The sequence below is a fragment of the Brevibacterium sp. 2SA genome, assembly GCF_005502845.1.
GTDB lineage: Bacteria > Actinomycetota > Actinomycetes > Actinomycetales > Brevibacteriaceae > Brevibacterium.
On record NZ_SCMW01000012.1, the window covers coordinates 37,964 to 52,437 of the forward strand.

Consider the following 14,474-nt stretch of genomic DNA (forward strand, 5'->3'; position numbering starts at 1 on the left):
GTGTTCACATCGCGTTCACATGGTTGCCGTCGGCGTCGACCAGTGGGCCGATAGGGTGCAAGGGATCCGTCCGTCGCGTCCGCGCGTGCCCACTGATCCCGAAAGGCCTCCATGAAAGCCTCGTCCTCCCTCGCCTCCGCCGCCGCTCTCGGCCTCGTCGCCGGCCTCGGACTCGTCCTGCCGACCGCCTCGGCGAGTGCTGCGACCGCCCCGCACATCAGCGAGATCGGCTACACCCTCGACACCGATTTCATCGAGATCGCCGCCGACCCCGGCACCGACCTCTCGGGATGGACCGTCGGCTCGGTGACCCGCGGCGGCAGCGTCCAGGCGGCGGAGAACGTCACCACGGTCCCCGACGGCACGACCGTCGGCGACTCCGGTGCCCTGGCCGTCGAGGTGCCGATCACGAACTCCGTGAACTCCGGATCCGCCGCCGACGGCAGCTACGGGGCCTCGGCGTTCGCGATCGATGACGCGGGCACGCTCATCTCCTTCGACCAGATCGGCGGCGTCACCGGCGGCAGAGGCGTGACGGGCAGGGCGAACACCCACACCCCCGACCCCGTCGTCGACGAGGAGGCGACCCCCACGGGAGCCACGGCCACCGGCGGTCAGTCGATCCAGCTCATCGACGGGGCCTGGAGCGCGGCCCCGCCGACCCCGGACGCCCTGCCCGACGACGGCGGTGACGGCGGCGACCCGGCCCCCGAGGACGTCACCCCGATCGCCGACATCCAGGGCACCGAGGACGCCAGCCCGATGCAGGGTGAGACGGTGAAGACCCGCGGAGTCGTCACGGCCGCGTATCCGACCGGCGGACTCGGCGGCTACTTCGTCCAGACCGCGGGCTCCGGCGGGGCCGACGACGCCACACCGGGCGCCTCCGACGGCATCTTCGTCTACTCCCCCGACACCGTGGCCGACGTCAGCATCGGCGACTTCCTCGAACTCACCGGCACCGCCTCGGAGCGCTACGGGCAGACGCAGCTGACCGTCTCCGCCTCCGGGATGACCCGCCTCGACGAACCCGCCGAGGCGGTCAAGGCCGTCGAGGGCGCCTTCCCCGACGATGCCGCCGAGCGCGAGGCCCTCGAAGGCATGCTCGTCCAGCCCTCCGGCGAGCTCACCGTCTCCGACAACTACAACGCGAACACGTACGGCGAGATCGCCCTCGCCACCGGCGACGGCGTCCTCCGCCAGCCCACCGACGTCGCCCGTCCCGGCAGCGCCGAGGCGACGGCGATCGAGGCCGAGAACCTCGCCCGCGAGGTCATCCTCGACGACGGGGCGAGCGTCGACTACCTCGACAGCGACCAGGACGTGCCCCTGCCCTACCTCAGTCAGGACGCCCCCGTGCGCGTCGGCGCGGCCGCGACCTTCACCTCACCGGTCGTCCTCGGCTTCGGGTTCGACAAGTGGCGGTTCCAGCCGACGACGCAGCTCACCGGCGACAACGCCGAGGCGGTCCAGCCGGCGGAGTTCTCCGACACCCGCAGCGCGGCACCCGAGGAGATCGGCGGGCAGGTCAGCCTCGCGAGCTTCAACGTCCTCAACTACTTCACGACGACCGGCGACCAGCTCTCCGGCTGCACCTACTACGAGGACCGCGAGGGCAACCCGATCACCGTCCGCGGCGGCTGCGATGCCCGCGGTGCGGCCAACGCGGAGAGCCTCGAACGGCAGGAGACGAAGATCGTCGAGGCGATCAACGACCTCGACGCCTCGGTCGTCTCCCTCATGGAGATCGAGAACTCGGCCCGCTTCGGCAAGGACCGCGACTCCGCCCTGCAGACGCTCGTCACCCGCCTCAACGAGGCGGCAGGCACGGAGAAGTGGGCGTTCGTCCCCTCCCCGACCGACCTCCCCGCTGAAGAGGACGTCATCCGCACCGCCCTCATCTATCAGATCGCCGAGGTGGCCCCGCAGGGCGAATCGGTCATCCTCGACGATGAGGACGCGTTCTCCAACGCCCGCGAACCCCTCTCCCAGGCGTTCGCGCCGAAGGACGACGCCGGCACCGCCGAGACGGAGAAGACGTTCGTCACCGTGTCCAACCACTTCAAGTCGAAGGGCTCGGGCGAGGGCCCGGGCAACGAGGACACCGGCGACGGTCAGGGCTTCTCGAACGCCGACCGCGTCAAGCAGGCCAACGCCCTCGTCGACTTCGCCGGCCAGCAGCAGACGGCGGCCGACACCGACTACGTCTACCTCCTCGGCGACTTCAACTCGTACACGCAGGAGGACCCGATGCAGGTCTTCTACGACGCCGGGTACAAGGACGTCGCCGCGGAGATGACCGACGGGTCGACGTACGTCTTCCAGGGCCGCACGGGCAGCCTCGACCACGTGCTCGCCCTCGACGCGGGCGACACCGAGACGGCGTTCGACGCCGTCACCGGTGCCGACATCTGGGACATCAACTCCGTCGAGCCGATCGCCTCGGAGTACAGCCGGTTCAACTACAACGTCACCGACCTCTACTCCCCCGACCGCTACCGCGCCTCCGACCACGATCCCGTCCTCGTCGGGATCTTCGACCCCGAGAGCGGCACCGGCGGTGAGGACGCGGAGGCCTCGGCGGATGCAGACGCGGGTGCGGGTGCGGCAGCAGCGGCTGACGGCGGCGCGGACGCAGGCGGCAGTGCCGACGCAGGTGCCGACGGCGGCCAGGATGACGCCGACGGAAGTCAGGACGACGGCGACGAGAACGGCTCCGGGTCGCAGAACGATGCCGACGAGAACGGCGGTTCCCAGGGCGCCGGCGACGAGAACGCGCAGAACGCCGCAGGACCCGGCGGGAACCTGCCGCGCACCGGTTCCGAGCTCGCTCTGCCCGTCTCGATCGCCGCGGGCCTCCTCCTCGTCGGGGCCGCCTCGGTGATCATCGCCCGGCGCCGCCGTGAGGGCGGTGCCGAGCACTGAGGATCGGCCGTCTGGTCAGTCCGCGACGGCCACCTGACCGCGCATGAGCACGCGCGCGGTGCGGTAGAGCGAGGTGGCGGTGACCTCTCCGGTGGTCGTATCGCGCACCGCCGAGGCGGTGACGACCCCGGAGGGAGTGCCGAGCCGCACCTCCGGCCCGGAGCGCGGGTGCTTACTGCGGGTGAGTATCCGGTGGGGAATCGTGTCGGGGACGAGCGCGGCCGCGGCCAGGCACATCGCCGCGGTGCCCGGCACCGCCTTGCGGGCCTGCCCCATGGAGATGACGCGCACGGGAAGGTCGGCGTCCGCGGCGGGGAGCCGCGTGCCGTCGAGGAGACGCGTGTCGGCCTGCGCGTTGACGACGGCGACCTTGGGCACGACCTGCGGTGCGGTCTCCGGGGTCGGGCACAGTCCCATCCGCACCGCGGCGGCGCGGCGCAGCTCCTCGATGAGTCCCAGCGCCCGGGAGTCGGCGTCGATCTGCTCGGGCAGCTCGGTGCCCGTGAGCCCCACCGCCGTGCAGGGAACGATGACGAGCGGCAGCGTCGAATCGATGAGGGTGGCGTCGATGAGGAACCCGCCGGCGACCAGGGAATCCGAGGTGTTTCCCGTCGGCAGGAGCGCACCCGTGCGGCTGCCGGCCGGATCGGGGTAGATGAGTTCGATGGGGGCGGCCTTCCCGCTCACCCCGGTGAGGACGAAGTCCCCGTCGACGGCGGCCTGTCCGCCCTCGACGGTGAGGCCGACATCGACGAGCTTTCCCGTGTTGACGTTGAACAGGCGGAAGACATGCCACCCGTCACCGGCGCTGATGAGCCCGGTGAGGAGAGCGAACGGGACGACCCCGGAGGAGAGATTGCCGCAGTTGCCCGAGTAGTCGACGGCCGCCTCGGCGATCTCCACCTGCGCGAACGTGTAGTCGAGGTCGACGCCGTCGCGGTCGGAGGCGGAGACGACCATGACCTTCGACAGGGAGGAGATACCCCCGCCCATCCCGTCGAGCTGCCGGCCGAAGGCATCGGGCGAGCCCATCGCCGAGGTGAAGATCCGGTCCCAGGCCGTCCGCTCCTCACCGTCGCCGACCGGTGGCAGGTCCGCGGCGCGGAAGAAGAGGCCCTTGCTCGTGCCTCCGCGGACGAAGGCGGCGTCGATCCAGCGTGTCATGCCCTCAGAGTAGCGTTCCTCGCATCGACCACCGCCGGCACGATCGCCATCGCGAGGAAGCCGAGGACGGCGACGAAGGCGAAGAGGTAGAAGCCCCAGGGGTAGGCGATGCCGGCGGCGACGAGGGTGCCGGTGATGAACGGTCCGACGATCGCGCCGATTCGGCCGACCGCCGAGGCCATGCCGAGCGCCGTGCCGCGCGCGGTCGCCGGGTAGATCGCCGAGACGAACGCGTAGATGAGGACCTGGGCGGAGAAGACGAAGACGCCGGTGATGAAGACGGCGAGGTTGAGCAGCACCTGGCTCGTCATCGGGATGCTGAGGATCGCGAGGAAGACCGCGGCGAGGACGAACCAGAGGAGCACCACGGGTTTCGTCCCGTGCCGGTCGGCGAGCCACCCGGCGACGACGAGGCCGACGACGGCGCCGAGGTTGAGGACGAAGAGCATGACGAGGGAGTCGGAGACCTCGTATCCGGCGTCGGCCATGAGCTGCGGCAGCCACGTGTTGAGACCGTAGACGAGGAGGAGTCCCATGAAGCTCGCGGCCCACACGCCGATCGTCACGAGCGCGAACCTGCCGGTGAAGAGACCGCGCATCCCCGTCTTCGGCGCCGCCGAAGCCTCCGTGCTCTGCCGCGAGCGGGCGGCGAGGAACGCCGTCGATTCCGGCAGCTTCCACCACAGCAGCGGCACCATGACGAGCCCCGCGACGCCACCGGCGATGAAGAGCAGATGCCAGTTGTGCGAGTAGAAGACCGCGAGCAGCGAGATCGCCACGGCACCGGCGTGGTAGCCGGTCATCGTCAGCGTCGTCGCCTTGCCGGTCTTGCCCGAGCGGTTGTGCTCGCTGATGTAGGCGAGGCAGCTGGGCATGACCGCGCCGAGCGCGAGACCGGCGATGAACCGGAACACCGTGAACAGCGCGACGTTCGGAGCGAAGGCGACGAGCAGGGTGAAGACGGAGAAGATGATCACGCACGCGATGATCGTCACCCGCCGGCCCACTCGGTCGACGATCGGCCCGACGACGGCCGCCCCGAGGCCGACGCCGACGAGGCTCATCGTCGCCACGAGCGTCGCCGCCTCGGGGGTGAAGCCGAGCGCCCGGGTGGCGAGCAGCTGCGGGATGACCGCCCCGAGGACGACGAGGTCGAAGCCCTCGAGGGCGACGGCGAGCCAGCAGAGGACGGCCGGCCAGCGGGTGTCCGCGGGAGTGGGGCGGGATGGTGCGGTGGGCGATGCGGACAACGCTGTCTCCGGTCTGTCTTGTCGGTGGTGAAGGTGTCGGTGGTCAGAAGGGGTACGGGGCGATCTGCGAGCGCATCGTGATCCACTGGACCTCGGTGAAGGATTCGATGTTGGCCTCGGCGCCGCCGATGCGGGAGCCGTTGCCCGAGTCCTTCGTGCCGCCGAAGGGGACGTCCCCTTCATCGGCGATGGTCTGCTCGTTGATGTGGATCTTGCCCGAGTCGATGTGATCGGCGAGATCGATCGCGGTGCCGAGATCGCCGAGGATGCTCACCGACAGCCCGTACTCGCTGTCGTTGACGATGTCCGCGGCCTCCTCGAGCGTCGAGAACCGTCCCACGGGGGCGACGGGGCCGAAGATCTCCTGCGTCCAAGCGGGGTTCGTCGGCGAGAGGTCGGCGAGCACCGTCGCCGGGACGAACGGACCCTCGCCGACGCCGCCGGTGACGAGGCGGGCGCCATCAGCCTGGGCCTTCTCGATGATGTCGCGCACATGCGTCTGCTGCTTCTCGTCGATGATCGGCCCCAGGGCGACCTCCTCGGTGCTCGGGTCGCCGACGGGCAGCTTCGCGGCGTGCTCGGCCAGCGCTGCGACGTAGTCGTCGTAGATGCTGTCGTGGACGAGATGCCGACCGGTGGTCATGCAGATCTGACCCTGGTGGAACCACGATCCGAAGGCGCCCGCCGAGGCGGCTGCCTCGAGATCGGCGCCGGGGAGGACGATGAGGGCGTTGTTGCCGCCGAGCTCGAGGTGGCAGCGCTTGAGGAGGCGACCGGCGTTCTCGCCGACGATCCGTCCCGCCGCGGTCGACCCGGTGAACGAGATGACCGAGACCTCGGGGGCCGCGACGAGGGCTTCGCCGACGTCACCGCCGCCGGGCAGGACCTGGAGGACGCCCTCGGGCAGCCCCGCCTCGGCGAAGATCTTCGCCAGGGTGACGCCTCCGGACACTGCGGTGCGCGGATCCGGCTTGAGGATCACGGCGTTGCCGAGGGCAAGCGCCGGGGCGACGGAGCGGATGGAGAGGATGAGCGGGAAGTTGAACGGGGCGATGACGGTGACCACGCCCGCGGGCACGCGGCGGGAGAACGACCAGTGGGGTTCGTCCGAGGGCAGGACCTGCCCCTTCGGGTGAGTCGGCAGCGCTGCGGAGTCGTAGCAGGTGGCCGCCGCATAGTCGGTCTCGAAGGTGGCCTTCGCCGCGATCGCACCGGATTCGCGCATGATCCACGTGTTGATCTCCGCGGCGTGCTGGGTCCACAGCTCACCGGCGCGGCGCATCACCGCCGCCCGTTCCGTCGGTTTCGTCTTCGCCCAGTCGCGCTGCGCGGCGGCCGCCCGTCGTGCCGCTTCAAGGGCATCGTCGGACGAGGCCATGCCGATCTGGGCGAGGGTCTCACCGGTGGCGGGTTCGACGACGGGGGTCGGGTCGGCCGCCCCGTCGACCCAGTCGCCGGTGAAGATCCGGCCGTTCCAGTCGGTGCCGAGGAAGGTCTCAGTGCTCATTGCGGTGTCTCCTTGGGGTTGTGGTGGGGGTTTCAAGGGGTGGTCTTCTCGGTGTCGATCTCGATGAGGGTGGGCCGGCCGGCACCGTGGGCTTCGGTGAGGAGCTCGGCGAGATGGGCGGTCGAGTCCGCGTGGACCGCGGTCATGCCGTAGCCCCGGGCGATCGAGACGAAGTCGACGTCGCCGAGGTCGAGCCCGGGCACCGTGCCCGCGTCGAGCATGTCCGCGAACCACACGAGCGCCCCGTACGTGGAGTTGCGGAGGACGACGATGGTCACGGGGATGCCCTCCTCGACGGCGGTGCGCAGGGCGGCGATCGAGTAGTGGGCGGAGCCGTCGCCGATGATCGCGACGACGGGTCGGCGAGCATCGGCGAGCGCGACGCCCATCGAAGCGGGCAGACCCCACCCGAGCCCGCCGGAGGCGGGGAAGAAGTACGACCCGGACTCGCGGAGGTCCATCTGCGACCAGAACGCGGAGTTCGTCGACGTCGATTCGACGACGTAGCGGGTGTCGACCGGCATCGTCTCCCGCAGGGTCGCGAAGACCTCCTCGGGGTGGAGGGTGCCCGGTGTCGCCGAGGCGGTCGCGGGCTCGATCTCCGGCTCCCACGTCCGCGGGGTGCCGGGGTCGGGGGCGGCGGCGTCAGCGAGCCCGACGAGAGCGGCGACGGGGTCGGTGACGAGGGCATCGCCGAAGGGGGCGCGCTCGGCGGCGTCCGGGTCGTCGCCGATCTGGACGAGTTGCGTCGTCTCCGGCAGGTACTCCCCCGGCTGCCACTGGTGGTAGCGGAAGACGGGGGCGCCGATGACGAGGGCGAGGTCGTGGGCGCCGAGGATCTCCCCGATCGGGCCGATCGCCGCCGGCAGCACCCCGCGGAAGAGCGGATGCTGGTTGGGGAAGGGCAGGCGCGGCAGGGACGGGGCGGCCCACACGGGCAGGTCGTGCGCCTCGGCGAGGGCGATGGCGGCCGCCCACGCCTCCGGGGTGTCGACGTCAGGGCCGAGGACGAGGACCGCGGCCTCGGCTGCGTCCAGCCGGTCGTGGAGGTCGGCGATGACGATCGGATCGGGGGCCGAACCGGGGGCCACGGTGCGCGAGAGCTGGCCGACGACGCTCTCCTCGACCTCGGCGTCCCAGTCGTCGTACGGCACGGAGAGGTAGACGGGACCGCGCTGGGAGGCGAGCACGGATTCGGAGAACGCGCGGGGCACGTCGGCGGCCGCGAGCGGTTCGAGGGAGCGGTGAACGAGGGGTTTCGGAAGCATCGTGGCGTCGACATTGGCGAGCATGACCTCGGGACCGACCATGTTGCGCACCTGCTGACCTGCAGTGACGACGAGCTTGGAACGGGAGATCGCAGCGTTCGTCAGGGCGCCGAGGCCGTTGCCCGACCCCGAGGCGGCGTGGAGGTTGACGAGCGTGGGACGGTCGGTGACCTGGGAGTAGCCGTCGGCCATGGCGACGACGGCGGCCTCCTGGAGCCCGAGGATGTAGCGGGCGGTGAGGTCTTTGAGGAACGGCAGCTCATTCGATCCGGGATTGCCGAAGAGGACGGTCATTCCGTGGAATGCCATGAGGTCGTGGACTGCCTGCCGGACCGTGATTGCTGCCATGGACGATGCTCTCCTTCGAGACGGACGGTGGGGACGACCCGCCGATAATCGCCACGCTAGTGAGCGGCGACACGTCTGGCTACGGTTATTCCATTCATTGGGACGCACAGGTTCGCGCGGCTACGATGCTGGTATGGCGAACTCACCTTCGGGCGACTCGATGATCGATCGGCTCGTTCGCGTCCTCGGGGCCTTCGACCCCGACCACCCGAGCCTGACCACCGAGGAGCTCGCCGGCCGCGCTCAGCTGCCGAAGTCGACGGCGTATCGCCTCATCAACGACATGATGTCCCACGACCTCCTGCAACGGGATCCGAGCGGGCGGGTGCGGATCGGGGTCGGGATGTGGGAGCTGTCGAACCGCGCCTCCGACGCCGTCGAGCTCGCGTCCCTGGCGCGGCCGCACATGATCGCCGTTCACGACTTCGTCGGGGAGAACACGCAGCTGGGCATCCTCCGGGAGCGGGAGGTCCTCTTCATCGAGCGGATGTCGAAGCCCATGGCCGTCATCAACCGCTCGCGCACGGCTGGTCGACTGCCCGCGCACGCCTCCTCGTGCGGACTCGTCCTCCTCGCGCATGCGCCCCGGCACGTGCGCGAGGCGTATCTGCGGGGTGCGCTCACGGCGTTCACGGAGCGCACGACGACGGATCCGACGGTGCTGCGGCGAATGCTCCAGACGATCCGGACCTATCACTGCGCCGAGCTCGTCGGTCACATCGACGACGGCACGACGGGTGTGGCCGTGCCCGTCTTCGACGGCAGCGGGCTGACGATCGCGGGCCTCGGCGTCGTCGTCGACTCCGAGCGCAATGTCGGGATGCCGGCGATCATGCAGGCGCTGCGGGCCGCCTCGGCGGGGATCACTCAGGATCTCATCAGCCAGGGACGGTCGGTCACGGACTAGCTCAGGCTCGCGCAGCGTAGCGAGCGCGGCGCTTCTCGGCCTCGACCTCGCGGTCCTTCGGCGGTGCGGTCGTCACGAGGGAGTCGAGGAGGTGCTGGGTGATGTGGGCGATCTCCTCGACGGCGGCGTCGAAGGCCTCGGCGTTGGCCTTCGAGGGCTTCGTCGTCCCCGCGATCTTGCGCACGTACTGCAGTGCTGCGGCGTGGACCTCCTCCGAGGTGGCCGCGGGCTCGAAGTTGTGGAGGGTTCGGATGTTCCGGCACATGGCTCAACGGTACGCCGTCACTCCCCCTTGAGTGCTTGCAGAATGCAATTGCTTGGTGTGCTCAGTCAACCACACATCCGGCGCCGGCAGAATCCCCGACGTAGACTGAGCCTGACCACCGCCGAGGTGGTTCCGAACCCCAGGAGAATCGATGGTCGTCCCCGGCGAGCCCGCCGAACCGCTCACCCCCGCCCAGGCGGAGAAGGTCCAGCGGCTGCGCACGGACTTCTCGCGCCTGCTCATGCATCACCGGTTCGCGATCGACGAGGTGCTCACGAAGGTCTCGATCCTCCGCGAGGAGTTCCTCACCCTGCACCGCTACAACCCGATCGAGCACATCAGCTCACGGGTGAAGACCCCGCGCAGCCTGCTCGAGAAGATCACGCGGCGCGGTCTGCCGCTCGACATCGACGTCATCCGCACGGCGATCACCGACATCGCCGGCATCCGCATCACGTGCAGCTTCATCGCCGACACCTACCGGGTGCTCGAGACGCTGACCTCGCAGAACGACATCCGGGTCATCGAGATCAAGGACTACATCGCCCATCCGAAGCCCAACGGCTACAAGAGCCTCCACGCGATCCTGGAGATCCCGATCTTCCTCTCCGACGGTCCGGTGCCGATCATCTGCGAGGTCCAGGTGAGGACGATCGCGATGGACTTCTGGGCGAGCCTCGAGCACAAGATCCACTACAAGTACGCTGGCGACGTGCCCGACCGCCTCGTCGCCGAACTCACCCGCGCCGCCGCCGTCGCCGGTGAGCTCGACCTCAAGATGGAGCAGCTCCACAACGAGGTCCGCGACGCCGATGCCACCGACCACGGCAACGACCTCGACGCCGAGCTCCTCCGTCTGCTGTGGAACCTCAGCCGCGACGAGGAGTGAGGTCAGAACCGGGCGGAGAATCCGCCGTCGGCGCTGATGAGCTGCCCGGAGACCCAGCGACCGGCAGGTGAGAGCAGGAACGCGACGATGCCGGCGATGTCGGCAGGCGTGCCGAGGCGACCGAGCGGCTGGGCAGGGAGCAGAGCGGCCCGCAGGTCCTCGTCCATCCACCCGGTGTCGATGGGACCGGGATTGACGACGTTCGCCGAGATCCCCCGCGGCCCCAGTTCTCTGGCTGCGGAGATGACGATGCGATCGAGCGCCCCCTTCGACGCCCCGTAGGGCAGGTTGCCGGTGACATGGTTGCTCGTGAACGCGACGACCGCTCCGCCGTCAGGGCCGATCTGCCGGGCGAAGGCGGCGATGAGGAGGAGGCTGGCCCGGGCGTTGACGGCGACATGTCGGTCGAAGCTCTCCGCGGTCGTGTCGAGGATGCCCGATTCGACGCCGTGGGCATGGCTGAGGACGAGGGCGTCGAGGGTGCCGTGCTCGGCGGTCACGGCCGCGATGAGCTCGTCGGGACCCGTCGGCGTCGACAGGTCGCAGGGCTGGTCGGCGCCGTCGAGGTCGCTGGTGACGACGTCCCAGCCGTCGGCTTCGAGCCGCGGCACGATGCCGGCGGCGATGCTGTCGGGTCGGGCGGCACCGGTGATGAGCGCAAGAGGCATGGTTCGAGGGTAGTGCCTACTCCCGGTGGGCGACGATGTTGAAGACGTTGCCGTCGGGTGCCCGGACGAAGAAGCGCCGCACGCCCCATTCCTCGTCGGTGAGCGGGTGGACGATCTCGAATCCGCGCTCGACCGCCTCGGCGTAGGCGGCGTCGACGTCGTCGACCTTGATCGAGGCGGCCGCATCGACCGGGGCGGTGGCATCCGCGGTGACGACCTGGAGGTGCGCACCCGTCTCGGGCGAGGTGAACCGGGCGACCCAGCCGAGGTTGAACTCCTCGGTCGCCAGCCCGAGGTAGGACGTGTAGAAGTCGCGCGCGGCGGCGATGTCGGCGACCGGCAGATCGGCGATGATGCTGTGGACTCTCATGGCTCCCCTTTCACCACTGGTCGTGGTCGAAGACCTGGCAGAAGACGCTCGTCATCGCGTCGCTGAAGAGGACGAACTGGACCTCGGTGATCGTCTCCCAGCGCCCGCGGGCCCGCCCGTCGACGATGACGGCATGCGCCGCCTCGGCGACGTCCCGCGGCGACCAGCCGTAGACCCCGCCGCCGATCGCCGGGAACGCCACCGAGGCGGCCCCGACCTCCTCGGCGACGTTGAGGCTCGATTCGAACGCCGACTCGAGGACCTCCGGGTCGGCCTCGCCGGCGTTCCGGTTGGGGCCGACGGTGTGGATGACCCACCGCGCCGGCAGCTCACCCGCCTCGGTGGCCACGGCCTGACCCGGGGGAAGACCGCGCGGCAGACTCGTGCGCCGCAGCTCTCTCGTCGCCTCGAGGAGAGCGGGTCCCGCCGCGCGGTGGATCGCCCCGTCGACGCCGCCTCCGCCGAGGAGACTCGAGTTCGCGGCGTTGACGATCGCGTCGACGCTCACCTCGGTGATATCGCCTTCGAGTACCGTGATCTTCATGGAGCGAGTCTAGTCAGGACGGTGGCGGATGTGCAGGCTTCTCGGATTCATCTCACCGACCCCGGTGAGCGCGGCGGGACTGATCGGCCGCGCCCAGTGCCGGCAGTGGCAGGACCTCGGCCGACTCCACGACGACGGGTGGGGCACGGCGTGGATCGATCCGGCCACCGAGGCGCTCGACCGGTTCCGCACGCCCCACGAGGGCACGAACGACCCCCGTCTCACCGCGGCGCTCGACGATGCGGCCGCGCGCGGGCGGATCGTCCACCTGCGGATGGCAACGACGGGGATGGCCGACCTCGTCGAGAACACGCACCCGTTCCTCGCCGACGGCGTCGCGCTCGCACACAACGGGTCGATCCACCCGGTCGAGCAGCTGCGGGCGCAGGTCACCGAAGCCGAGATCGCGCGCATCGGCGGCACGACGGATTCGGCCCTCCTCTTCGCCCTCATCCTCCGGCGGGTCGATGCGGGCGCCCCGCTCCTCGAGGCCGTCGTCGAGACGGTGCGCGAGATCCGCGCGGAGTTCGACCACCCGGGCATCAATCTGCTCGTCCTCACCCGGACCGAGCTCATCGTCGTCCATGCCACGCTCGGCACCGAGGTGCCCTACGCGAGCTTCGACACGTCCGAGACCGGCGGCCGGCTCCCGCTCGACCATCGCGATCACTACTACCGGATGAGCTGGCGGCGCTTCGCTGACGGGGCGACGATCGTCACGAGCTCGGGGCTCAGCCACGCCGGCTGGAGCCGGATCGAGCAGAACACCGCGATGCGCCTGACCGTCGCCGACGGCGCGGAGACGATCGTGCGGCTGTGAGCTACGCCTTCTGGACGGTGATCGTCCACGAGGCGTCGCCGGTGCGGTCGAAGTGCGTGACCGGGTAGCCGTTCTCCGCCGCCCGCTGGGGAATCGCCTCGGTGGCCTGGGTGCAGTCGAAGTTGATGACGAGTTCGTCACCGACGCTCAGATCGCTGATCGCGTCCTTGGCTTCGACGAGGGGGAAGGGGCAGACGAGCCCGTTGGTCTCAAGTGTCTGTTTCATGCTGTCCTGCTTCCTGCGGGCATCGGGGTGCCCGCTGCGCTGCGTGGTCTGATGGTGGCCTTCGCGGCGATGGCCGCGCCGACGATCATGAAGAACGTCGCGACCCAGCCCTGGTATTCGAACTGTGCGGTCGAGACCATGGCGTTGCCGACGGTGCAGCCGCCGGCGATCGCCGCGCCGATGCCCATCCCGACGCCCCCGGCGATCGCCTTGAGCAGCGTCTCACGGTCGGGCACGCGGATCCGGAACTCCCCGGAGGCCTTCGCGGCGATGAACGAGCCGACGAGGATGCCGATGACGAGCATGACTCCCCAGTCGACGAGGGTGACGTCCCCGGTGGCGAAGTAGGTGACGAGGTTCGCCGAGGGGGTCGTGATGCCGAGCCCGGAGTTGCGTCCCGTCGCCGCTGACAGCGGCCAGGCGAGGGTGGCGAGGACGCCGATGATCGCGGCCGTGGCGAACGGGTTCCACCGCTTCTCGAAGAGGAGGTGGGCCAGTCCGGTCCGCCGCGGGGGCAGCGTGGCCACCGGGGTGGTGAGCTTGCGGTTGTGGCGGATCGTCAGCCACACGGCGACGCCGGAGAGCGCGATCGCGAAGACCCACGGGCTCAGTCCGGTCGTCGCACTCAGAGTGCCGTCGGGGACGGTGATCGACCGCAGACCATCGGTGAGTCCCGCTGCCGGGCCGGTCTTCATGATCGCGGCGGTCAGCGCGAAGAAGATCAGCGCCATCCAGCTGCCGACGAGTCCTTCGCCGACCCGGTAGTACGTGCCCGTGGCACAGCCCCCGGCGAGGATCATCGAGGCCCCGAAGATCAGTCCGCCGAGGATGGAGGCCAGCCACGGGAACGCCGACTGCTCGAGGGTGATGATGCCGAGCGAGCTGAAGGCGGCGAGGCCGATCGCATGGACGGCGATGACGACGATGAGCGCGGAGAACCACCGGGTGTTGCCGGTGAGCGTGAGATCGCGGAAGGCGCCGGTGACGCAGAAGCGTCCGCGCTGCAGGACGAATCCGAGCAGCAGCCCGACGACGAGTCCGGTGATGATCATGGATGGCCTTCCTGCCGATGTGCACCCGGGACCGTCCTGCGATGACGGAGCCCAGGTGTTGAGCATTGCAGTGCAGAACAGGCGATCCCAACCCGAGCGAATTGAGCAAACACCCGCCTGCACCGCCCACTATTGTTGAGCAATCACGTTCGCTGCGTCAATGCCGCGTCATGTGTCGTCACCCACGGACGCCGTTGAATGAGAAAGTTGTCGCGCCGGTTTCGTGGTGCGGAGCACACTGAGGTGAACCCTGACAGGCAAGGAGGCCTCA

At 69.7% G+C, this 14,474-nt stretch carries 14 protein-coding genes; 4 read left to right on the top strand and 10 right to left on the bottom strand.

The features are described from left to right. The first annotated feature begins 111 nt into the window (after positions 1-111). Positions 112-2,925, top strand: coding sequence for an ExeM/NucH family extracellular endonuclease (locus tag FFS20_RS06795; protein ID WP_137825160.1), 2,814 nt, complete (start codon positions 112-114; stop codon positions 2,923-2,925). A gap of 15 nt (positions 2,926-2,940) precedes the next feature. Here the strand turns inward: FFS20_RS06795 and FFS20_RS06800 are convergent, their stop codons facing one another. Genes FFS20_RS06800 through mdlC form a run of 4 tightly spaced genes read right to left on the bottom strand, consistent with a single transcriptional unit; the run spans position 2,941 to position 8,462 of the window. Next, positions 2,941-4,089: a PrpF domain-containing protein gene (locus FFS20_RS06800; protein ID WP_137825161.1), complete on the bottom strand. Its 1,149-nt coding sequence runs from the start codon at positions 4,087-4,089 to the stop codon at positions 2,941-2,943. Beyond that, positions 4,086-5,339 carry an aromatic acid/H+ symport family MFS transporter gene (locus FFS20_RS06805; protein WP_137825162.1) on the bottom strand — a complete coding sequence of 418 codons (1,254 nt, stop codon included), beginning with the start codon at positions 5,337-5,339 and terminating at the stop codon, positions 4,086-4,088. Before FFS20_RS06805 ends, FFS20_RS06800 begins: the two co-directional genes overlap by 4 nt. A 43-nt stretch (positions 5,340-5,382) precedes the next feature. Further along, entirely contained in the window at positions 5,383-6,846 is a 1,464-nt protein-coding gene (locus tag FFS20_RS06810; protein WP_137825163.1) for a benzaldehyde dehydrogenase, read from the bottom strand. Between the two features lie 32 nt (positions 6,847-6,878). Then, positions 6,879-8,462, bottom strand: coding sequence for a benzoylformate decarboxylase (gene mdlC / locus FFS20_RS06815; RefSeq protein WP_137825164.1), 1,584 nt, complete (start codon positions 8,460-8,462; stop codon positions 6,879-6,881). Positions 8,463-8,595: 133 nt separating this feature from the next. Between mdlC and FFS20_RS06820 the strand changes: the two genes are divergently transcribed. After that, entirely contained in the window at positions 8,596-9,369 is a 774-nt protein-coding gene (locus FFS20_RS06820) for an IclR family transcriptional regulator (protein ID WP_137825165.1), read from the top strand. Between the two features lies 1 nt (position 9,370). Here the strand turns inward: FFS20_RS06820 and FFS20_RS06825 are convergent, their stop codons facing one another. Further along, a complete protein-coding gene (locus tag FFS20_RS06825; protein WP_137825166.1) occupies positions 9,371-9,634 on the bottom strand; it encodes a DUF2277 domain-containing protein in 264 nt (87 codons plus the stop codon). A 151-nt stretch (positions 9,635-9,785) separates the two neighbouring features. On the opposite strand from FFS20_RS06825, the gene FFS20_RS06830 reads away from it, so the two are divergent. Then, on the top strand, positions 9,786-10,523 hold the full coding sequence (locus tag FFS20_RS06830) for a GTP pyrophosphokinase family protein (protein ID WP_137825167.1): 738 nt from the start codon (positions 9,786-9,788) through the stop codon (positions 10,521-10,523). Between the two features lie 2 nt (positions 10,524-10,525). Here FFS20_RS06830 and FFS20_RS06835 read toward each other — a convergent pair whose 3' ends face one another. The 3 genes from FFS20_RS06835 to FFS20_RS06845 are packed head-to-tail and all read right to left on the bottom strand — an operon-like array spanning position 10,526 to position 12,105. After that, positions 10,526-11,191 (bottom strand): SDR family oxidoreductase, encoded by a 666-nt coding sequence (locus tag FFS20_RS06835; RefSeq protein WP_137825168.1) that lies wholly within the window; start codon positions 11,189-11,191, stop codon positions 10,526-10,528. A 16-nt stretch (positions 11,192-11,207) separates the two neighbouring features. After that, positions 11,208-11,561: a VOC family protein gene (locus tag FFS20_RS06840; RefSeq protein ID WP_137825169.1), complete on the bottom strand. Its 354-nt coding sequence runs from the start codon at positions 11,559-11,561 to the stop codon at positions 11,208-11,210. A gap of 10 nt (positions 11,562-11,571) precedes the next feature. Then, positions 11,572-12,105 carry an O-acetyl-ADP-ribose deacetylase gene (locus FFS20_RS06845; RefSeq protein ID WP_137825170.1) on the bottom strand — a complete coding sequence of 178 codons (534 nt, stop codon included), beginning with the start codon at positions 12,103-12,105 and terminating at the stop codon, positions 11,572-11,574. 28 nt (positions 12,106-12,133) lie between these two features. On the opposite strand from FFS20_RS06845, the gene FFS20_RS06850 reads away from it, so the two are divergent. Then, a complete protein-coding gene (locus FFS20_RS06850) occupies positions 12,134-12,925 on the top strand; it encodes a class II glutamine amidotransferase (protein WP_137825171.1) in 792 nt (263 codons plus the stop codon). A gap of 1 nt (position 12,926) precedes the next feature. Here FFS20_RS06850 and FFS20_RS06855 read toward each other — a convergent pair whose 3' ends face one another. Both FFS20_RS06855 and FFS20_RS06860 read right to left on the bottom strand, forming a co-directional pair. Further along, positions 12,927-13,151, bottom strand: a complete 225-nt coding sequence (locus FFS20_RS06855; protein ID WP_137825172.1) for a sulfurtransferase TusA family protein — start codon at positions 13,149-13,151, stop codon at positions 12,927-12,929. Next, positions 13,148-14,203: a YeeE/YedE family protein gene (locus tag FFS20_RS06860; RefSeq protein ID WP_137825173.1), complete on the bottom strand. Its 1,056-nt coding sequence runs from the start codon at positions 14,201-14,203 to the stop codon at positions 13,148-13,150. Before FFS20_RS06860 ends, FFS20_RS06855 begins: the two co-directional genes overlap by 4 nt. Positions 14,204-14,474: the final 271 nt, after the last annotated feature.

Bases quoted from the DNA above. Each gene is read 5' to 3' on its own strand.
- FFS20_RS06860 (WP_137825173.1), bottom strand. From the start codon at position 14,203: ATGATCATCACCGGACTCGTCGTCGGGCTGCTGCTCGGATTCGTCCTG.
- FFS20_RS06795 (WP_137825160.1), top strand. From the start codon at position 112: ATGAAAGCCTCGTCCTCCCTCGCCTCCGCCGCCGCTCTCGGCCTCGTC.
- FFS20_RS06820 (WP_137825165.1), top strand. From the start codon at position 8,596: ATGGCGAACTCACCTTCGGGCGACTCGATGATCGATCGGCTCGTTCGC.
- FFS20_RS06845 (WP_137825170.1), bottom strand. From the start codon at position 12,105: ATGAAGATCACGGTACTCGAAGGCGATATCACCGAGGTGAGCGTCGAC.
- FFS20_RS06835 (WP_137825168.1), bottom strand. From the start codon at position 11,191: ATGCCTCTTGCGCTCATCACCGGTGCCGCCCGACCCGACAGCATCGCC.
- FFS20_RS06840 (WP_137825169.1), bottom strand. From the start codon at position 11,561: ATGAGAGTCCACAGCATCATCGCCGATCTGCCGGTCGCCGACATCGCC.
- FFS20_RS06800 (WP_137825161.1), bottom strand. From the start codon at position 4,089: ATGACACGCTGGATCGACGCCGCCTTCGTCCGCGGAGGCACGAGCAAG.
- FFS20_RS06850 (WP_137825171.1), top strand. From the start codon at position 12,134: ATGTGCAGGCTTCTCGGATTCATCTCACCGACCCCGGTGAGCGCGGCG.
- FFS20_RS06855 (WP_137825172.1), bottom strand. From the start codon at position 13,151: ATGAAACAGACACTTGAGACCAACGGGCTCGTCTGCCCCTTCCCCCTC.
- FFS20_RS06825 (WP_137825166.1), bottom strand. From the start codon at position 9,634: ATGTGCCGGAACATCCGAACCCTCCACAACTTCGAGCCCGCGGCCACC.
- FFS20_RS06830 (WP_137825167.1), top strand. From the start codon at position 9,786: ATGGTCGTCCCCGGCGAGCCCGCCGAACCGCTCACCCCCGCCCAGGCG.
- FFS20_RS06810 (WP_137825163.1), bottom strand. From the start codon at position 6,846: ATGAGCACTGAGACCTTCCTCGGCACCGACTGGAACGGCCGGATCTTC.
- mdlC (WP_137825164.1), bottom strand. From the start codon at position 8,462: ATGGCAGCAATCACGGTCCGGCAGGCAGTCCACGACCTCATGGCATTC.